The 18,495-nt window shown below is 42.5% G+C and carries 17 protein-coding genes and 2 pseudogenes; 14 read left to right on the top strand and 5 right to left on the bottom strand.

Annotated elements, in window-relative coordinates; translation table 11 throughout:
• Nucleotides 1-32: 32 nt before the first annotated feature.
• The 3 genes from G5B60_RS07290 to G5B60_RS07280 all read left to right on the top strand — a co-directional run bounded on the left by G5B60_RS07290 (nucleotide 33) and on the right by G5B60_RS07280 (nucleotide 4,602).
• Nucleotides 33-713, top strand: coding sequence for a helix-hairpin-helix domain-containing protein (locus G5B60_RS07290; RefSeq protein WP_164683419.1), 681 nt, complete (start codon nucleotides 33-35; stop codon nucleotides 711-713).
• Complete coding sequence (locus G5B60_RS07285) at nucleotides 697-2,934, top strand: DNA internalization-related competence protein ComEC/Rec2 (protein ID WP_164684234.1); 2,238 nt, start codon at nucleotides 697-699, stop codon at nucleotides 2,932-2,934. The genes G5B60_RS07290 and G5B60_RS07285 overlap by 17 nt, the downstream gene beginning before the upstream one ends.
• A 690-nt stretch (nucleotides 2,935-3,624) precedes the next feature.
• Nucleotides 3,625-4,602 (top strand): Gfo/Idh/MocA family protein, encoded by a 978-nt coding sequence (locus G5B60_RS07280; RefSeq protein ID WP_164683418.1) that lies wholly within the window; start codon nucleotides 3,625-3,627, stop codon nucleotides 4,600-4,602.
• A gap of 42 nt (nucleotides 4,603-4,644) precedes the next feature.
• Here G5B60_RS07280 and G5B60_RS07275 read toward each other — a convergent pair whose 3' ends face one another.
• A complete protein-coding gene (locus G5B60_RS07275; protein WP_164683417.1) occupies nucleotides 4,645-5,262 on the bottom strand; it encodes a GNAT family N-acetyltransferase in 618 nt (205 codons plus the stop codon).
• Nucleotides 5,263-5,406: 144 nt separating this feature from the next.
• Here G5B60_RS07275 and G5B60_RS07270 point away from each other — a divergent pair, with 144 nt between their 5' ends.
• The 4 genes from G5B60_RS07270 (at nucleotide 5,407) to G5B60_RS07255 (ending at nucleotide 8,834) form a co-directional block, all read left to right on the top strand.
• Nucleotides 5,407-5,874, top strand: a complete 468-nt coding sequence (locus tag G5B60_RS07270) for a DUF805 domain-containing protein (protein ID WP_164683416.1) — start codon at nucleotides 5,407-5,409, stop codon at nucleotides 5,872-5,874.
• Between the two features lie 32 nt (nucleotides 5,875-5,906).
• The gene (gene holA / locus G5B60_RS07265; protein WP_164683415.1) at nucleotides 5,907-6,944 is read left to right on the top strand and encodes a DNA polymerase III subunit delta; all 1,038 of its coding nucleotides are present in this window, start codon (nucleotides 5,907-5,909) and stop codon (nucleotides 6,942-6,944) included.
• Nucleotides 6,945-7,021: 77 nt separating this feature from the next.
• Nucleotides 7,022-7,630: a superoxide dismutase SodA gene (gene sodA, locus G5B60_RS07260; RefSeq protein WP_164683414.1), complete on the top strand. Its 609-nt coding sequence runs from the start codon at nucleotides 7,022-7,024 to the stop codon at nucleotides 7,628-7,630.
• A 124-nt stretch (nucleotides 7,631-7,754) separates the two neighbouring features.
• Nucleotides 7,755-8,834: a serine hydrolase gene (locus G5B60_RS07255; protein ID WP_164683413.1), complete on the top strand. Its 1,080-nt coding sequence runs from the start codon at nucleotides 7,755-7,757 to the stop codon at nucleotides 8,832-8,834.
• 33 nt (nucleotides 8,835-8,867) lie between these two features.
• Here G5B60_RS07255 and G5B60_RS07250 read toward each other — a convergent pair whose 3' ends face one another.
• Nucleotides 8,868-10,103, bottom strand: a complete 1,236-nt coding sequence (locus G5B60_RS07250; RefSeq protein WP_164683412.1) for a DUF3114 domain-containing protein — start codon at nucleotides 10,101-10,103, stop codon at nucleotides 8,868-8,870.
• A 260-nt stretch (nucleotides 10,104-10,363) separates the two neighbouring features.
• Entirely contained in the window at nucleotides 10,364-11,392 is a 1,029-nt protein-coding gene (queA, locus tag G5B60_RS07245; protein ID WP_164683411.1) for a tRNA preQ1(34) S-adenosylmethionine ribosyltransferase-isomerase QueA, read from the bottom strand.
• Between the two features lie 147 nt (nucleotides 11,393-11,539).
• On the opposite strand from queA, the gene G5B60_RS07240 reads away from it, so the two are divergent.
• The 3 genes from G5B60_RS07240 to G5B60_RS07230 all read left to right on the top strand — a co-directional run bounded on the left by G5B60_RS07240 (nucleotide 11,540) and on the right by G5B60_RS07230 (nucleotide 13,734).
• Nucleotides 11,540-12,247: a glucosamine-6-phosphate deaminase gene (locus tag G5B60_RS07240; RefSeq protein ID WP_164683410.1), complete on the top strand. Its 708-nt coding sequence runs from the start codon at nucleotides 11,540-11,542 to the stop codon at nucleotides 12,245-12,247.
• A 21-nt stretch (nucleotides 12,248-12,268) separates the two neighbouring features.
• Nucleotides 12,269-12,988 carry a pseudouridine synthase gene (locus tag G5B60_RS07235; protein ID WP_164683409.1) on the top strand — a complete coding sequence of 240 codons (720 nt, stop codon included), beginning with the start codon at nucleotides 12,269-12,271 and terminating at the stop codon, nucleotides 12,986-12,988.
• Between the two features lie 131 nt (nucleotides 12,989-13,119).
• The gene (locus G5B60_RS07230) at nucleotides 13,120-13,734 is read left to right on the top strand and encodes a TetR/AcrR family transcriptional regulator (RefSeq protein ID WP_164683408.1); all 615 of its coding nucleotides are present in this window, start codon (nucleotides 13,120-13,122) and stop codon (nucleotides 13,732-13,734) included.
• 275 nt (nucleotides 13,735-14,009) lie between these two features.
• Here the strand turns inward: G5B60_RS07230 and G5B60_RS11290 are convergent.
• Both G5B60_RS11290 and G5B60_RS07225 read right to left on the bottom strand, forming a co-directional pair.
• Nucleotides 14,010-14,558 (bottom strand): annotated as a pseudogene (locus G5B60_RS11290) (transposase); the annotation flags it as partial.
• Nucleotides 14,556-15,853, bottom strand: a pseudogene (locus G5B60_RS07225) (IS3 family transposase); the annotation flags it as partial. The pseudogenes G5B60_RS11290 and G5B60_RS07225, both read right to left, overlap by 3 nt.
• 91 nt (nucleotides 15,854-15,944) lie before the next feature.
• Here G5B60_RS07225 and G5B60_RS07220 point away from each other — a divergent pair.
• The 4 genes from G5B60_RS07220 (at nucleotide 15,945) to G5B60_RS07205 (ending at nucleotide 18,488) form a co-directional block, all read left to right on the top strand.
• Nucleotides 15,945-16,472 (top strand): hypothetical protein, encoded by a 528-nt coding sequence (locus tag G5B60_RS07220; protein WP_164683407.1) that lies wholly within the window; start codon nucleotides 15,945-15,947, stop codon nucleotides 16,470-16,472.
• 155 nt (nucleotides 16,473-16,627) lie between these two features.
• Nucleotides 16,628-17,185: a GNAT family N-acetyltransferase gene (locus tag G5B60_RS07215; RefSeq protein ID WP_164683406.1), complete on the top strand. Its 558-nt coding sequence runs from the start codon at nucleotides 16,628-16,630 to the stop codon at nucleotides 17,183-17,185.
• A 71-nt stretch (nucleotides 17,186-17,256) separates the two neighbouring features.
• Nucleotides 17,257-17,637, top strand: coding sequence for a DUF1149 family protein (locus tag G5B60_RS07210; protein WP_115268987.1), 381 nt, complete (start codon nucleotides 17,257-17,259; stop codon nucleotides 17,635-17,637).
• Complete coding sequence (locus G5B60_RS07205) at nucleotides 17,637-18,488, top strand: DegV family protein (protein WP_164683405.1); 852 nt, start codon at nucleotides 17,637-17,639, stop codon at nucleotides 18,486-18,488. Before G5B60_RS07210 ends, G5B60_RS07205 begins: the two co-directional genes overlap by 1 nt.
• Nucleotides 18,489-18,495 lie beyond the last annotated feature (7 nt).

Here is an 18,495-nt window from a genome sequence, read left to right as displayed (position 1 = left end):
TTTTTTACGGATATAAATGTAGGAGGAATCTTATGTTTGAAATGATTCGTGAGAAATGTAAAGAACAAAAAGTGCTGATAGCAGCTCTTGTGGGAGTGAGTGGGCTTTTTTTAGCGACCTGTCTTGTGGTTGTTATTGTCGTGCGACCAAAGACGCAGACGACCTTTTCAACGCTTGCCAGCCAGTCAACTAGTCTAGTAGCTTCAAGCTCAAGTACAGCGAGCAGCTCGTCATCTACATCTAAGCCGACAGGTGGCACGATTGTCGTTGATGTCAAGGGTGCTGTGCAAAAAGAAGGTGTCTACACCCTAAAAGAAGGCAGCCGTGTGTCAGACGCTATCGCAAAAGCTGGAGGACTGAGCCAAGACGCCGATAAAAAATCCATCAATCTTGCTCAAAAAGTGACAGATGAAGCTATCATCTACGTAGCAAAGACCGACGAAAATATCAGCGTTGTCAGCCAATCAAGTGCCAGCACAACTGGAAACAGCTCTGCAACGTCAACAAGTAGCCAGTCTGATAAAATCAATCTCAACACGGCAAGTCTCGAAGATCTCAAAAAAATCTCAGGTATCGGTGATAAGCGTGCACAGGATATTCTTGATTATCGTGATAGCCAAGGTGGCTTTAAGTCTGTTGATGAGCTGACTAATGTTTCAGGCATTGGCGAGAAGACATTGGAGAAACTCAAAAATGATGTCACAGTGGATTAAAAAACTACCGCTAAAGCCTATCTATCTGGCAGTCTTACTCCTTGAACTCTACTATGTCGTCTTTAGCAGGCAGTTGCCTGCTTTCTTACTTTTAATCGTCTCCTGTCTTTTCTTGCTGTGGAACTATCCTCTGAAAAAAATCGCCAAGGTCTCTCTTATCTTACTGTTTGCTGCTCTCTTTTTTTGGACAAAAGCGTATCAATCTGAAAAAAGCTATCGCACCGAGCTAAAAAGCCTTGAAAGTGTCGTCTTATTGCCAGATACCATAAAAATCAACGGCGACTTGCTATCATTTACAGCGACGGCAAATGGCAGAAACTATCAAGCCTTTTACACACTAAAGAGCAAGGAGGAAAAGAACAGCTTTGAAAAGCTCTATAAAACGCAGGAACTACAAGTCACAGCAAGCCTTGAAGAAGCCACTCCTCAGCGTAATTTTTCAGGTTTTGATTACCGTGCTTATCTCAAGACACAGGGGATTAACCGAGTCTTGAGGATCGAAAAAATTCTAAAGCAGGAGTCTATGTCTGCTGGGACGCCACGTGGCGTTCTTCGGGAATGGCGGCGTTTAGCTATCATCCAGTGTGCACATTTTCCAGCACCTATGCGCTATTACATGACAGGTTTGCTGTTTGGTTATCTGGATAAGTCTTTTGATGAGATGACGGACCTGTATACGGATTTGGGCATTATTCATCTCTTTGCCCTATCTGGCATGCACGTCAGCTTTTTTGTGGGGCTTTTTCGTAACATGTGCTTGCGCTTAGGATTGAGTAGAGAGCGTGTGCTGTTTGTACAAGTACCTTTTTCCTTTATCTATGGAGGTTTGGCAGGATTTAGCGTGTCTGTCACTCGTAGTCTCATTCAGCAGGTGCTATCGCAATGCGGTCTCAAGAAAATGGACAATCTCGCGGTGACGGTTATGATTTCCTTTGTCCTTATGCCTTCGTTTTTGCTGACCACAGGAGGTGTACTGAGCTTTGGTTTTGCTTTTGTGCTAGCTTTGATTGACTTTTCACATCTCTCACAAAAGCGTGCTAAATGGGTGAGTCTTATCGCCATACCGCTTGGCATGCTTCCGATTATGCTCTTTTATTTTGCTAGCTATCAGCCTTTGTCTATCCTCTTGACAGTTGGCTTGTCCTTTCTTTTTGAGAGTTTGCTTTTGCCACTGTTGACGCTTGCCTTTTTCTTATCACCTCTTGTCCATTTGAGTATCTTTAACGGAATTTTTCAAATTTTGGATAAATCTCTAGCTGTGCTGTCACATCTAGCGGGTAAGCCTTTTGTCTTTGGTACACCAAGTGTTTTTGTACTTGTAGCGCTTTTACTACTGCTTGGATTTTTGTATGATTACTATAAGCGTAAATGGCTTTGTGGTAACCTTATACTAGCGGTGTTATGTTTTCTTTTTATCACCAAACATCCTGTGGCAAATGAAGTGACCATGATTGACATCGGGCAGGGCGATAGTATCTTTATCCGAGATAGTTCTGGAAAGACCCTCTTGATTGACGTTGGTGGCAAGGTCTCCTTTAGTCAAAAGGAGGCTTGGCAGGAGGGCAGTACAGATAGCAATGCCGAGCGCACCTTGATTCCTTATCTGAAAAGTCGTGGCGTCTCAAAGATTGACCAGTTGCTCCTCACCCACACGGATGCTGACCACATGGGTGATATGGAGGTGGTCGCAAAGCATTTTGCTATTGGTGAGGTGCTTGTCAGCCCAGGTAGTCTCACCAACCGCAGCTTTGTCAATCGCCTAAAAGCCATGAATGTCCGTGTGCGTAGTGTGCTTGCTGGCGAGGAGTTGCCTATCATGAATAGCTCTTTGCAGGTGCTCTATCCTCTTAGCCAAGGTGATGGCAAGAATAACGACTCGCTGGTTTTATATGGCAATCTACTTGGCACACGCTTTTTATTCACAGGCGATTTGGAAAAAGAGGGCGAAGAGGTGCTGCTTACGTATTATCCGCAGCTAGCTGTTGATGTGCTAAAGGCTGGGCATCACGGCTCAAAAGGCTCTTCTAGCATGAGCTTTTTAGAGACCATTAAGCCAAAACTCACCCTCATCTCTGCTGGGCAAAACAACCGCTACCATCACCCACATCAAGAAACATTGGAGCGTTTGGCAAAGGTCAACAGCCAATTTTTGCGCACCGACCAACACGGTGCTATCCGCTTTATCGGCTGGCAAACTTGGCACATCAAGACTGTGAGATAGTGGTCAATAGGGCGAGATTTTGCTATAATACTGGGACTTTTATCAATTTAGAATTTCTTAAAATGCGTAGCGTAATCGCAGTTTAATGCTGCGATTTTACCATTTTCATAAATTTGTCGTATATTGGATTGACAAATTATTAGTTTTCATTTAAAATAAGAGTAACTTAAAAATAGGCTTGAAATCGGTAGAGAGGTTCGACTCCTCTCCTCACCATACTGAGCTAACCGGTGAAACAGGCTCTCCCCAAATTATTTTAACATCTGTGCAGATTGGTGTTGAGATACTTATAGACTTAATAAGTAATTGGTTTGCCAAATGGCTAGAAAAAATGGAGGACAAAGTTATGAGCATAATAATTACGTCAATTTTTAAGTTAATGTGCCTCGTAGTAGCGGTGAGGGTTTGTACGGTTACTGTAGCGTACGCGAGGTACTACAAAAGGACATTTCTTTAGAAATGTCCTTTTGTAGTACCTGACACATAATAAGCAAATTGTATCAACTTGCTCACCCACGCAGATACCTACTTCATAGGTAAAAAGTAGCAGCAAAACAGCCAATTTTTGCGCACCGACCAACACGGTGCGATTCGCTTTATCGGCTGGCAGACTTGGCACCTAGAGACCGTGAGGTAGTGGTCAATAGGGCGATATTTTGCTATAATAAAAAGAAAAAAGCGAGAAAAATCATGACAAAAACCTACAACTGGGCAACACTTGGAACGGGCGTTATCGCAAATGAACTGGCACAGGCGCTAGAGAGCCGTGGGCAAAAGCTCTATTCGGTTGCTAACCGCACCTATGACAAAGGGCTTGCCTTTGCTGAAAAATACGGTATCGACAAGGTCTACAAAGAAATCGACGAGGTCTTTGAGGATGAAAATGTCGACATCATCTATATCTCAACCCCTCACAATACCCACATCAACTACCTGAGAAAGGCTTTGGCAGCCGGCAAACACGTGCTCTGTGAAAAATCCATCACGCTCAACAGCGAAGAACTAGAAGAAGCTGTCGCCTTAGCCAAGGAGCACGGTGTCGTCCTAGCGGAAGCCATGACTATTTACCACATGCCGCTTTACCGTAAGCTCCATGAACTGGTAGCGTCAGGTAAACTGGGTGAGCTCAAGATGATTCAGATGAACTTTGGTAGCTACAAGGACTATGACATGACCAATCGTTTCTTTAGTCGAGATTTGGCTGGTGGTGCGCTTTTAGACATCGGAGTCTACGCTCTGTCTTTTGTGCGCTGGTTTATGTCTGAGACGCCTAGTCAAGTCAGCTCTCAAGTCAGACTAGCACCGACTAGAGTGGACGAGCAGGTCGGCATTCTCCTCTCAAATGACAAAGGCGAGATGGCAACTATCGCTCTGACCCTTCACGCTAAGCAACCCAAGCGTGGCATGATTGCCTTTGACAAGGGCTATATCGAGATTTACGATTATCCTCGTGGAGAGCGTGCAGTCATCACCTATACAGAGACAGGAGAGCAAGAGGTCATCGAGGAGGGCGAGATGGCTTCTGCTCTTGCCTATGAAGTAGCAGATATGGAAAAGGCTGTCGCTGGGGACACTAGCCGTGTCCACCTAGACTATACAAGAGATGTCATGCAGCTTATGACCCAGCTCCGCCGTGACTGGGGCATGACCTATCCTGAGGAAGAGTAATATTTTTAGCGAGAAAAAATCCTTTACGTTAAGTAAAGGATTTTATACTATCTTTTTACGGTACAAAAAGCAAGACAGCGGTACTTTTTTCTTGTTTAGTGTCAGCTCGATAGTGCGCTCTTGGTAGCGCTCAAAGCCACGCTTTTCATAGAATTGATAGGTGCAGAGGGAGTCGGTGTAGAGATAGATTTCCTTGCCAGAGAGGTCTTTTTCAAGAGAGTCTAACAGCGCTGTGCCTACGCCTTTGACCTTGAGAGTGGGATTGGCAGCTAAAAAGATAATCTCACCGTCTGGCTGATAATGCTCTTTGTAGACATCTAGCATGTCCTTGTTGACCGTGTCGTAGGTGCCTGCGCTGGATTTGAAAAAGATTTTCTGCAACCAATCAACGGTTTTGCTGTAGGCTTTTTCATACCAGCACTGCCGAAGTGGTGGATGACCTTTGACTTCCGCTAAAATCACACCCAGCAATTCATCACCTTGGTAGGCAGCCTTTAGATGTGTGGCTCTGCTATTTTCCAAATACCAAAAATAGCGTCCGTACAAACGTAGAAGCAGTGGATTTTTGATATACTGGTCAAAGTGCATGCCAGAAATGGCAAAAGAGATGGCTTTATTGCAGTCTTTTGGATCTAGTTCTTGAATAGAAATCGTGCTCATAGCGCCCTCCTATTTTCCTTTTTTTCTATTATACTGAAATTTTTGAAAAAGGACAGTGTAAAGACTTGTGATAAGAAAGAAAAGCATTTTTTCTTTTCATTTTTTCTCATAGTGTTATAATGAAACTAATAGGAGGCAGATATTATGTTAGTAAATTACAAGTCCTTTTGGACACACTATTTAGACTTTAAGGGCAGGACATGCCGTAGTCATTTTTGGCTCATTGTTTTGATTAACAGCTTGATTAGCTTGTCCTTTTTCTTTCTCATTGCGACCTTAGCTTTTGGGCTTCCTCAATTGCTTTATCTATTAGCCAACTCTGGCAATCTCATACTGACTGAGCAGAGCTTTCAATCCACATGGGCACGGTTGTTGCCGCTTATCTTATTAGGTGTCGCTTTTCTTAGCATTTGGTTTTTGTTTATCCTTGTGCCGTCTGTTGCTCTGCAAGTGAGACGTCTGCGGGATGCAGGATTCCACAGTGCCTTTATTCTCTTATTGTTAGGTGATTTTGCCGTCTTTATTCTCCCGCTTGGTTGGATCATTACACTGGGTTGTCACATCGCTCTTTTAGTTTTTTATTGCTTACCAAGCAAAAAAGAATCCCACTAACCATACGTGGGATTTTTTGGTATAATGAAACCATGATTGCAATTGAAGAAATAGAGAAGCTGTCTACGGCAAATCTCGCTCCTATCACCGTTCTAGCTGGTGATGATTTAGGGCAGTACACGGAGATAAAGCAAAAGCTCTTTGAGCAGATCGGCTTTGATAAGAGTGATTTGGCCTATTCTTATTTTGATTTGTCCGAGGATAGCTACCAAGAGGCGGAGATGGATCTCGAGAGTCTGCCTTTTTTGTCCGACTACAAGGTTGTTATTTTTGATAATCTCCTTGACATTACAACAAATAAAAAAAGCTATCTCGAGGATAGCTCTCTAAAGCGCTTTGAAGCTTATCTTGAAAATCCTGTAGACACCACACGCTTAATCATTTGTGCACCAGGAAAGCTCGATGGTAAGCGCCGTTTGGTCAAATTGCTCAAACGTGACGGCAAGGTCATCGAAGCTAGCACGCCAAAAGAAGCAGAGCTTAAAACCTATTTTCAAAAATACGCTCACAAACTGGGGCTTCGCTTTGATAAAGGGGCGTTTGAGGACTTGCTCATCAAATCAAACTATGACTACAGCGCCATTCAAAAAAATCTCGCTTTTTTGACCTCTTATAAAAAGACAGGGCTTATCAGCTCTAGCGACATCGCAGAAGCGATTCCTAAGACGCTTCAGGACAATATCTTTGATTTGACACAGCTGGTTATCCTAGGGCGTGTGGATGATAGTTTTGAGCTGGTGCGTGATTTGCGCCTACAAGGTGAAGATGACATCAAGCTCATTGCTGTTATGCTAGGGCAATTTAGGACTTTCTTGCAGGTCAAAATCCTGTCTGAGCAAGGTAAAAATGAAAGCCAAATAACCAGTGAGCTGTCCTATTATCTCGGACGCAAGGTCAATCCTTACCAAGTGCGCTATGCTTTACGTGATGTTAGAACCTTATCAACTGCTTTTTTAGCGTTTGCTCTTAAGTGCTTGATTGAGACGGATGCAGCGATTAAGAGCGGTCTTGCTGATAAGGATTATTTATTTGACAAGGCACTCTTACAGCTCATCACCTATAAAGCATAAGTTTCAGTCAAATTATTTGTAAGCTCTATCTCTTTTCGATACAATGAAGGTACTTTATAGAAAAGAGGAGCTTACTTATGGCAATTATCCTACCAGAACTACCTTATGCTTACGACGCTTTAGAACCTTATATCGATGCTGAGACAATGACTCTCCACCATGACAAACACCATGCGACTTATGTGGCAAATGTCAATGCAGCCCTTGAAAAACACCCTGAAATCGGTGAAGACTTGGTGGCACTTTTGTCTGACGTGGAAAAAATTCCTGCAGACATCCGTAAAGCCGTTATCAATAACGGTGGTGGACACCTCAACCACGCTCTTTTCTGGGAATTGATGACGCCAGAAAAAACAGAGATTTCAGCAGAGTTGTTAGCAGATATTGAAGCTACTTTTGGCTCATTTGACGCTTTCAAAGACGCTTTTTCAGCAGCAGCTGCGACTCGCTTTGGCTCTGGTTGGGCTTGGCTTGTCGTCAACAAAGAAGGAAAACTTGAGGTTCTCTCAACAGCTAACCAAGACAACCCTATCATGGATGGCAAACAACCTATCCTTGGACTAGACGTTTGGGAACACGCATACTATCTCAACTACCGTAATGTTCGCCCAGACTATATCAAGGCATTCTTTAACGTCATCAACTGGAACAAGGTTGCTGAATTGTACAAAGCAGCAAAAGCCTAAAAAACGAGCCGAAAGGCTTGTTTTTTTAGATAAATGTTACTTAAAAATATGAAATGACATGTTTTTGTAAAATATTTGTCAAAATACTTGCAATTTTAAAAAAATACTTTACAATAGAAGTGTTATGAAAAATGATGGAAAGAAAAAACGGCGTCAAGTTGATTTTATATTTGCGTGTACGATTTTAGGGCTACTGTTTTTGATTATTATATGCTTGTTTGTGACCATGTTTCAGCATGCTTCACAGTCAAAAACTGCAAGTTCGTCAACAAGTAAGAGCACTCAAGTCTCAACAAAGCCATCAAGCACCAAGACAAAGACCAGCACGAAAACCAAGTCAAAAGCAGATAAAGAAGCCGACTTACAAGCAGATTTAGCGGAAATGGATAGTTTAGGGCTGTATTATGACTATGCTAACCTCAGCTTAGAGGAGACGGTGAAGGCTTATATGGCAGAGTTTGGTTTGGCAGAGGACAGTGTCGCCTTTTCTTACAAGGACTTAACAACTGGAAAAACAGCCTCAATGAATGATACCCAGCCCATGACAGCAGGTTCTACCTACAAACTCCCCTTAAATATGCTGGTGGTTGACGAGGTGGCTAAGGGAAAATTATCCTTGACTGAGGCATTTGACATCATAAACACCACCTACGAGTACATCGGTGAGCACAATAGCTATGTCTCTGCCTTTGATGGAGCGATGACTATTCCTCAAATGCAGAAGTTCTCTCTCGTCTACTCTGAAAATACACCTGCTTACGCTCTAGCGGAGCGTTTAGGAGGCATGGAGAAAGCTTATGCCAAGTTTGGACGTTACGGCAAATCTAAAGGCAAGATTAAAACCATCCAGCAAGAAGGCAATAAAACCACAACAGACTACTATATCCAAGTGCTAGATTACCTCTATACGCACCGCAAGAAATACAAGGACTTGCTCTATTACCTCAAGGTCGCTTTTCCCGGAGAATATTACCACGGTTTGATTGGGGATGACTTGACAGTCGCACAAAAGCCTGGTTATGTCCGTGAAGCGCTCAATGTTGGTGCTGTTGTTTACGAGGAGAAGCCGTATATCATCGCCCTCTACACAAAAGGCTTGGGCGGTGCGACAGAAGAAAGTACAGAAATCAACGGTGTCGGCTACTATCAGCTCACCCAGCTTTGCTATGTGATTAACGAATGGCATCGTGTCAATATGAACTAAAGACTCATTACAAGCGTAATGAGTCTTTTTGCTCTAATGGCTGTTGCTAGACGGTGTGAGGAGTTGTTGGTAGGCTTTGATACGTTTCTTGAACGCTTTAGCTACAGCTTTTGAGAGCTGTTTAGAGGACTTGCCTTTTCGGCTGAAAATGCGATTGTGCTTGTCCTTTTGCTCTTCTAAGCTCGGCTCAACAAAAGTCTCACCGTTTGCTGTCATTGCCTTGGTGACAAAGTGAGGTTCGTGATAGGTAATCGGTGTCACATCCAGTTGGACGTGGCGGTCGTCATTTTGATTGGCATAGTTAAAGGTAGCGCTGTTGATGATGGCGTTTTGTGTCGTTTTTTGCACATCGGTTGCTACCAAAAAGTCGCCACTTTCAGACAGGATAAACTCACTGTGAAAATGAATGAGCACTTTGAAATTGCTCTCTTTACGATTGTCAGCGTAGACAGGCTTTAGCACACCGTTTTTGGTTAATTTACTTGCGACCTTGTTGTGGTATCTGGCAGATTCGTTGAGCGTGTAGTCAGAACTGTCCAGCTCAGCGAGGTATTTGGCAAGGGCATCAGCGTCTGTATCGTTTGTAGTCTTATAGTGACGTCTAATCCACTGGGCTTGCTGGCTAGAGATAATGTAGCGAAACTGGTGGAGCTGGATGGCTAGCTTATCATTTTTTGAGAAATTATCATTGGGATAAGCCGTCTGTGTCAGCGTTGCTAAGTCGCTCCACAGGCTGTCAGCAGGCGAGACACTGTCGTCGAAGCGAGCAAGCAGTGCCTTGGTTTGTGTTTTTTGCCCGCTGATGGTTTGTGGCATTTTATCCTGCTGTAAAAAGATAGCTAGCAAATGCTTAGCCTGCTCCAGTTTGTAAAGGGGTTGCTGACTTTCAACTCTAGCGAGCTCTGTTTTCCACAGCCTTCTAAAGGTTTGCGTGCCGATAATCTGTGTTTGAGCGAGCGCTTGATTAACTGCTTTTTGTGACAGATTGTCCTGTGGGAGATAGCGCAGATAAGCCCCCTCGATGGTCTCATCTGACCAGCCGTCCTCTTGCAGTTGCTTGATCGTTGCCATCATGTGCTGACGCATGGACATCTTCTCTAGGATAGGGAGCTTTTGATAGGCTTTATTATGCTTTTGAAAATAGCTGAGCGCATTTTGCGTGCTTTGGTAGCTTTTTTCAAACTGTGAGATACTCTTTTCATGCTGAAAAATGCCAAAACAAACAGCACACAAAAGGACAATACCCAGCAAACGCTTGAGATAAATCATCGCCTTCTCCCTTCTTTCTAATCTAGACTTTATTGTAACACAAGTTGACGGTCAAAAAAAGCTGAGCGAGTTCTCAAAAGAGAGTGGGACAAAAATCGGTCATTTCGCAGAAATGCGATTTTGTTGTCCCACCTCCGCAAAGTTGAGTAGGGTTCTAGAAGTTGATTTATCAACGTATTAGAACCCACTCAACTACTGCGTCTAGGGCAAGAGTCTGTAAAAATGAGAAGATGATAACTTTGTTTTTATCCTTTCAAAGTTTATTTGACAAACATAGCGTCCCCAAAGCTAAAGAAGCGGTAGTGCTCGTCGACAGCGTGTTTGTAGGCATCAAGGACAAACTCACGTCCAGCAAAGGCAGAAACGAGCATGACTAGAGTTGACTTTGGCAAATGGAAATTGGTTGAAAAAGCGTCTACAACCTTGAACTGATAGCCTGGTTTGATAAAGATATTGGTCCAGCCTGAGTCGGCTTTGATGTCGCCATCAAACTTTGTACCAATGGTCTCAAGGGTACGAATAGAAGTTGTGCCGACAGCAATGATACGTCCGCCATTTGAACGGACTTGGTTGAGCGTATCTGCAGCTTCTTGAGAGAGCTGGTAAAATTCGGAGTGCATTTCGTGTTCATCGACATTGTCAACAGATACAGGGCGGAAAGTACCAAGTCCAACGTGCAGGGTCAGATAGACTAGTTTAACGCCTTTTGCAGCGATTTTATCCAGCAAATCTTGGGTGAAGTGCAGTCCTGCTGTCGGTGCTGCAGCGGAGCCATTTTCCTTGGCATAGACTGTTTGGTAGCGTTCACGGTCTTCTAACTTTTCGTGGATATAAGGTGGTAGAGGCATTTCCCCTAGGCTTTCTAGCACTTCAAGGAAGATACCCTCGTATGAAAAGGTCACGATACGTCCGCCATGCTCAAGCTCTTCCTTGACAACAGCTGTGAGTCTACCGTCTCCAAAGGAAAACTGTGCGCCCACACGCAAGCGCTTAGCTGGCTTAGCAAGAACTTCCCAGTCGTCATTTTCGATATTTTTGAGAAGAAGAAGCTCGACATGCCCATGTGTGTCAGGCTTTTCACCGTAGAGACGAGCAGGCAAGACCCGTGTATTGTTCATCACGAGCGCATCTCCTGGGTTCAACTCGTCAATGATATGGTCAAAGTGTGTATCCACCATAGTGTGCTCTTTGTGGTCGATGACGAGAAGTTTTGAACTATCACGCTGTTTGAGCGGCGTTTGAGCAATTAGCTCTTCTGGCAAATCAAAATCAAAATCGTTTGTATTCACGCAAATTCTCCTTTATTCAGTCATGAATGGTGCTTTTTTATTATATCACAAAAAAAGCTAAAGATAGTTGTGATTTTTCTTGACAAAAATTGGTCTATACCATATAATAAAAGTAAAGATTGGTATAGACCTAAAGGAGGTAACGAGATGAATATTATTAGAGTAGCAGACGCCAAAGAAGGTGGCAAAAAAGCATTTGAACTTTTAAAAGAAAGTATGGCAAAGGGAAGTAAAACCTTGGGGCTAGCGACAGGGAGCACACCTTTGACTTTTTATAAGGAAATCACAGACAGCGATTTGGACTTTAGCCAAATGACCAGTCTCAATCTGGATGAGTACGTGGGTCTATCGGCTAGTCATCCGCAAAGCTATGCACACTTTATGGAAGAGCATCTCTTTAAGGCAAAACCTTTTAAAGCGCACTATTTGCCAAATGGATTGGCAGAGGATTTGACAGCTGAAGCCAAGCGCTATGATGACTTATTAGAAGCACATCCGATTGATTTCCAGATTTTAGGGATTGGGCGCAATGGACACATTGGCTTTAACGAGCCAGGGACACCTTTTGATGAGACGACACATGTGGTAGACTTGACCGCAAGCACTATCGAGGCTAACAGCCGTTTCTTTGCTAATAAAGACGAAGTGCCGAAACAAGCTATTTCGATGGGCATTGCCTCTATCGTCTCTGCTAAGCAAATTGTGCTTATGGCTTACGGAAAAGACAAGGCAGAAGCTATCAAGGCTTTGGTCGAAGGTAGGAAAACAGTAGACCTTCCAGCAAGCAGTCTAAAAGACCATCCAAATCTGTATATCATCTTAGACGAAGAAGCTGCTTCTCTTTTGAAAAACTAAGAGATATGCTACAATAGCAGCATGAGACTGGACAAATTACTGGAAAAAGCCAAGGTTGGCTCACGTGGAGAGGTCAAAAAACTCCTCCGCTCTAGACAGGTGCGTGTCGATGGACACATAGTAACCAAAGCAAATCTCAATGTCGATAGCCACCTGCAGGAGATTACCGTTTCTGGACGAGCTGTTCAGATAGAGGGTGAGTCTTATCTAATGCTCCATAAATCCGCTGGTGTGGTTAGTGCCGTGCGTGACGAAAAACATCAGACCGTCATTGGCCTGATAGCACCACAAGACCGAAAAGAAGGGCTTTATCCGATTGGTCGCTTAGACCGTGACACGGAAGGGCTTCTTCTTTTGACGACCAATGGTCCTCTAGGCTTTCGCATGTTACATCCTAGACACCATGTTGAGAAAACCTACTATGTCGAGGTCAATGGATGGCTAGGAGAAGACGCACCCCATTTTTTTGAAAAGGGGGTGTCTTTTTCAGATGGAACACTCTGCCAGCCAGCCCAACTAGAACTTTTGGAAGTTGGACAATCGCAAAGCAGTGCCCATCTGACCATAAGAGAGGGGAAGTTTCACCAAGTGAAAAAGATGTTTCTCGCTTATGGTGTTAAGGTTACTTATCTCAAGCGCATTCGCTTTGGTCCTTTCTGGCTAGATGCCAAGCTAGCTGTTGGTACTTACAGAAAACTGACAAATGGGGAGTGTGACCTTTTAAAAGATTATTTGGGCTAAAATTTGGGCATTTTTACCTGTTGTGCGAAAAATTTTGAAAGAAATTGAAAGTTTTTGAAATATTTCTTGAAAAATATGTTACAATGGGTAATGTTTTAGGTCAAAATTTATTTAGATAAGGAGCACAGACGGTGACGACTGTTAGAAAATTACGAACAAGGCGCCAGATTTATCATGCGGCTGGAAAACTTCTCCAGGACATTCCTTATGACAAATTGAGAGCTACCCAAATCGCAGAAGAAGCTCTCATTAGCCGTTCTGGTTTTTACCTTTATTTCTCTGATAAAGATGCGATGGTAAGCTCTTACTATGACTTTTTGATTAGAAAGGTGACCGCTATCTATGATGCCCACAGAAAAGACGCAGCAGATGTCGATCAGGCACTTATAGAGGTGATTGCATTTTTACAAGACGAAGAATTATTCGCAGCTCTGCTTGGTGACCACTCAACACCAGTCATTCGTGAGAAGACACGTGAAAATATCCGAATGGTCGTAATGGCAGAGATTGTGGATTATTACAAGCTGCTTGGCTTTGATCTCACAAACATGAGACTAGATAAAACAGAGATGGAGTATTATCAGGATATTATTGTTGATAGTATCATCTCCATTCTCATGTGCTGGTTTACAAGACGAAAAGCAGAGCGTCCAGAGCGTGTAGCGGGTATGATTCGTGAGTTTTTGATTGCCTTTACAGCAGTATTAAGACGCCACTTTAATCGCCAATACCCAAGTGAAAAATAAGAAAGACTGAGGTTGTGTACTGCCCCCCAAAAGTTGGACAATAAATATCAAATGATTAAGCTAAGGACTTAGTTCTGTATTGCACAGGGCTAAGTCCTTTTCTACTATTTGTCAAGTATATCAACGATTTTTAGAAGAAATTATTACCAGAAGCTACTCTATTTAACTGGTATAGGAGTAATTTCCTTTATTTAACAGGAAACAGTGCACAACAAAACAACACCCTATCTAGCTATATTTTTAATAAGGTGCTAAAATGATAGTGCATAAAACTTTTAGTAACTTTTAGCTAAATCATAGTCATAAAGTTTGTTGTGCACAATGAGGTAATGTATCGTCCGAATGAGACGGTGCATAGCGGCAATCGTAGCTGATTTAGTTGAAATCACTTGCGATTGTCGTTTTCTTTTCTCGTAAAATTCGGCAATGTGACAAGGATGGTAATGTCCAGCCGTGGTGATATTGTGAATTGTCTTGAACAAAATCTTTCTGGCATAAGGGTTACCCCGTTTGGTAATGTGTTCCTGAGCCAGATAAATCCCAGATTCGTAATGTCTCAAATCAATACCGATAAAAGCATTGATTTGATTGGCAGACTGAAACCGACGAACGTCTCCCAATTCGCCAATAATGCTTGTTGCAGTAGTCTCTGCAATACCAGGAATAGAAAGCAGAATATCATATTCTGGTAAAGGCTGAGCTAGTTCTATCATGTTATCTAAAGTAACTTGTCGGCGTTCTGTAAGTCTAAGCAACTCTTGTGCATAGTATCTAACCTCTTCAATCATCGGAGAGGCTATCTTAACCGCACAATAAGATTGTTTTAGGTTAACCTTGATACGCTTGTGATTATAATAATGAATAGAGTCCTCAATAGCTCTCTTTAATTGTTTAAGCGATTTGAATTCATGTTCGTGTCCATAAAACAGTTCAGATTTCAAAATACCAAAGAAAGATTCCATCATCCCATTATCAGGACTATTCCCTTTCCTAGACATAGAGGGATGAATCCCTTTTGAGTTTAGGAAACGATGATAATAATCGTGTTGGTATTGCCAACCTTGGTCGCTATGAAGGATAGCCCCTTGATAATTGTCTTTAGGGAAGGATTGCTTTAACATCCGTTGAAGTTGATACATATTTGGAGACGTTGAAATATCATAGCTGATAATTTCGCTATTAAAGCCATCCAAAACAGGCGATAGGTAAAGCTTCCCTGAAGCTATTGAAAACTCTGTCACATCTGTGTATACCTTTTGATAAGGTTTATTAGCTCTAAAATCTCTTTGAATGAGATTATCTGCTTTTTTCCCAACTTCCCCTCTATAAGAAGAATAGTGACGCTTACGACGGATAGTAGCTTTTAAACCTAGGACACGCAATAACCGTTGGACTTTTTTATGGTTAATATGATAACCGCGATTACGGAGTTCTAAACAAATTCTACGATAGCCATAACGTCCCTTATGCTCTTTGAAAATGGCTTTGATTTCTTTTTTGAGAGTCGCTTCCCTATCTACGGACCTTAAACGATTTAATTGGTAGTAGTAACTGGAACGGGATAACTTCAATTGATTCAAGAGAATGTCTAAAGGGAATTGGTTTACTAATCCTTGAACAATCTCTGTGCTTCGTCGTGTTCTGCTTCGTCCCTCAATCGGAACTCTCTCAGCTTTTTTAGCACGGCATTCTCCGCTCTAAGACATAGGTTTTCATATTCAAGGCGTTCTAGTTTGGTCATCTCTTCAAGCTTCTTTTTAGGTTTACGTCCCATTGTTGGTCTCCCTCGTTGTTTCTCAACAATAGTATATCCGTTTTTCTTGTATTGTGCTATCCAATTTGGTAATATTCCCATATTAGGAAGTGCATAATCAATAGAAACACTCCCTTGAGAATAACCCTCAATCAGAACCTTATCAATGATTTCCTGTTTTAGCTCAGGGGAATAGTGACGATTGGTCGTCTTTTGAATAACCTCTATGCCATGACGGTCAATTAAGCGAACCATATACCTTAAGTTATTCGTATTCACACCGAACTGGTTATGAATTTGTGACCAAGTAACACCTGATTTTCTCATCTCATATATTTTGACTTTATCTTCATAGCTTAATTTCATACAAAAACACCTCAAAAGTTAGATTTTTTCTGTCCAACTTTTGGGGTGCGGTTCATTGTTCAGTCTTTTTGTTTTTTGATATAATAGCTCTATGAAAACAATTCAAGAACTCTACAAAGATTATCCAGAAATCCCATATATCTCAAGCAAGCGTGATTTGCTTGAAGTGAATACCACACCTAAAGTGCCAAAGCGCAACATGATAAGAACTAAGGAAGGCGTTTTGCCAGGGCACATCATCTTGCTGTGGCGGATTCACTTTGGCACTTTTACGACAGAGACACCTTTTTCAAAATACTTTGAATACAGCTATGGTGTCAACGGCGCTGACGCACTTTCCTTTGTGATTGAGGAGGGTTATGTAGTGGTTGAGTCGGCTTTTGACTCGCTTGACCATATCCCAGCAACTAAACTCAAGCAGATTTTAAAAGAAAAGGGTGCTAAAGGGCTGTCCAAAATGAAAAGAAGTGACGTGGACGCTACACTTAAAGAGTTATTAAGCGAAGAAGAGTTAGGGGCTTATTTTTCACTCCGTGGCTTACGCTTAACACCAAAAGGTGAGGAGCTACTCACAAGCTATCCAGAAATCATCGCTAAGCATCCTCAAAAGAAATTCTAACTTTAATCCTTTCTTAAAATATGCTATAATGAGTCTAACTATCTAAACTAAGTCACTAGGTCGACATAAAACTATTTGGACTTGGTGCTTAGTAAAGTTATAGCACAGTGATTGTATGTGCTAACCAAAACTGACAAGTGCTTAGGAGAGCTGATATGACCAAAAAGACTGCCTGTTGGCAGCGTGATGGCTTTACGCTTCGTTCTTTTAAGAAAGGGGAAGCTGAGAAGTACTATCAAGATTGCTTTACCAAAACTTGCGAGGAAGTGGACTATCTGACGGGAACGACACAGACCTTTAGTCGAGATGATATTATCCGCTATCACAATCGTATTGTCTCAAGTTCGGAGCGTTTTGACTTTATCCTTGTGGCACCAGATGGCACTTTCATCGGTGAAGCTGTGGTGAATGACATAGATGAGCTTGACCAATCGGCAAACTTTCGTATCGTGATTTTTGATAAAGCATACTGGAATCAAGGGCTGGGCAGTTGGATGACGACATCTGTTTGTGATTTTGTCTTTGGTACGGTTGGTCTTCATCGCTTGGAATTAGAGGTTTATTCTTTTAATCCTAGAGCGCAGGCTGTCTATGAAAAGGCTGGTTTTAAGCTCGAAGGGCGTAAGCGTGAGAGTATCAAGACACAGGATGGCTACGCTGATACGCTCATCATGGCACTTTTAGATAAAGAGTGGAAAGCTCTCAAAAAGTAACAAGATTTCTACTAAAAGGTCAGTTAATACCGTTATTACTTGGGAATACCCAGATATAGAGGAGAAAAAACATGGAACTTACCCGTGAAAAAGAATTTGTGAACCAATACCACTATGACGCTAGAAACCTAGAATGGGAAAAGGAAAATGGTACTCCAGAGACCAACTTTGAGGTCACTTTCCAACTAGCAGAGCGTGATGAAGAGGCTGTACGCACAAGTGTTGTTGCTGTCCTTCAGTTCATGGTTGTCCGTGATGAGTTTGTCATTAGCGGTGCGGTGTCACAATTAGTTCACATCAAAGACCGTTTGATTGATGCACCAAAAGATTTTAGTCAAGAAGAAGTTCAAGACTTGGCGGCTCCTTTACTTGATATGGTGCAACGCTTAACCTATGAAGTTACAGAGATTGCCCTTGACCGTCCGGGCTTGAATTTGGAGTTTAACAGTTAATGAAATTAGCTATAATTACTGATAATACAGCGGTACTACCGCAAGAAGTTGCAGACCGAGAGGATATTTTTGTCCTTGATATTCCGGTCACTATCGAAGAAACGTCTTATGTCGAAGGGAAAAATCTGACCATTAGCGACTTTTACGCTAAGATGGCAGCCTCAAAAGACCTTCCAAAGACAAGCCAACCTAGCCTTGCAGACCTAGAAGAAGCTCTAAGCCAGATTGAAAGTGCTGGCTTTACCCATGTTATCGGGCTCTTTTTGTCATCAGGGATTTCAGGATTTTGGCAAAATATCCAGTTTTTGACAGATGATTATGACAAGCTGACCATAGCCTTTCCAGATAGTCGTATCACTTCCTACCCGCTAGGACGCATGGTGACCAATTGCCTGCGCTTAGCTGAGGATGGCGTTGCTTTTGAGACGATTCTTGAAAAACTCGCTTACCAGATTGACAAGACGCAAGCCTACATCATGGTGGATGATTTGAACCACTTGGTTAAGGGCGGACGTTTGTCAAATGGCGCAGCTATTTTGGGAAATCTTCTCAGTATCAAGCCGATTTTGTACTTTAATGACGAGGGGAAAATCCTTGTTTATGAAAAAGTCCGCACTGAAAAGAAAGCGATGAAGCGCATGCTAGCGATTTTAGAGGAGACAACATCGGCTGGTGCTTGCGATTACGATATTTTCATCATCGAAGGGCATGCGGCGGATAAGGCAGAGCGTTTGCGAGAGACGATGACTGATGAAGGCTACCAAGGCATTGACCTTGTTAGCTTTGGCAGTGTTATCGCCACACACCTTGGTGAGGGAGCAATCTGCTTTGGTGTGACACCAAAAATTTAAAAAAGGA

The organism is Streptococcus hyointestinalis (assembly GCF_011039275.1).
GTDB classification, from domain to species: domain Bacteria; phylum Bacillota; class Bacilli; order Lactobacillales; family Streptococcaceae; genus Streptococcus; species Streptococcus hyointestinalis_A.
Note: the sequence above shows the minus strand (reverse complement) of the source record. Positions and strands in the feature narration are given on the sequence as shown.

What these genes read in the sequence shown, in the direction of transcription:
- G5B60_RS07240 (WP_164683410.1), top strand. Translation starts at nt 11,540, where the DNA reads ATGAATATTATTAGAGTAGCAGACGCCAAAGAAGGTGGCAAAAAAGCA.
- G5B60_RS07215 (WP_164683406.1), top strand. Translation starts at nt 16,628, where the DNA reads ATGACCAAAAAGACTGCCTGTTGGCAGCGTGATGGCTTTACGCTTCGT.
- G5B60_RS07235 (WP_164683409.1), top strand. Translation starts at nt 12,269, where the DNA reads ATGAGACTGGACAAATTACTGGAAAAAGCCAAGGTTGGCTCACGTGGA.
- G5B60_RS07290 (WP_164683419.1), top strand. Translation starts at nt 33, where the DNA reads ATGTTTGAAATGATTCGTGAGAAATGTAAAGAACAAAAAGTGCTGATA.
- G5B60_RS07250 (WP_164683412.1), bottom strand. Translation starts at nt 10,103, where the DNA reads ATGATTTATCTCAAGCGTTTGCTGGGTATTGTCCTTTTGTGTGCTGTT.
- G5B60_RS07280 (WP_164683418.1), top strand. Translation starts at nt 3,625, where the DNA reads ATGACAAAAACCTACAACTGGGCAACACTTGGAACGGGCGTTATCGCA.
- G5B60_RS07220 (WP_164683407.1), top strand. Translation starts at nt 15,945, where the DNA reads ATGAAAACAATTCAAGAACTCTACAAAGATTATCCAGAAATCCCATAT.
- G5B60_RS07205 (WP_164683405.1), top strand. Translation starts at nt 17,637, where the DNA reads ATGAAATTAGCTATAATTACTGATAATACAGCGGTACTACCGCAAGAA.
- G5B60_RS07270 (WP_164683416.1), top strand. Translation starts at nt 5,407, where the DNA reads ATGTTAGTAAATTACAAGTCCTTTTGGACACACTATTTAGACTTTAAG.
- sodA (WP_164683414.1), top strand. Translation starts at nt 7,022, where the DNA reads ATGGCAATTATCCTACCAGAACTACCTTATGCTTACGACGCTTTAGAA.
- G5B60_RS07275 (WP_164683417.1), bottom strand. Translation starts at nt 5,262, where the DNA reads ATGAGCACGATTTCTATTCAAGAACTAGATCCAAAAGACTGCAATAAA.
- holA (WP_164683415.1), top strand. Translation starts at nt 5,907, where the DNA reads ATGATTGCAATTGAAGAAATAGAGAAGCTGTCTACGGCAAATCTCGCT.
- G5B60_RS07285 (WP_164684234.1), top strand. Translation starts at nt 697, where the DNA reads ATGTCACAGTGGATTAAAAAACTACCGCTAAAGCCTATCTATCTGGCA.
- G5B60_RS07210 (WP_115268987.1), top strand. Translation starts at nt 17,257, where the DNA reads ATGGAACTTACCCGTGAAAAAGAATTTGTGAACCAATACCACTATGAC.
- G5B60_RS07255 (WP_164683413.1), top strand. Translation starts at nt 7,755, where the DNA reads ATGAAAAATGATGGAAAGAAAAAACGGCGTCAAGTTGATTTTATATTT.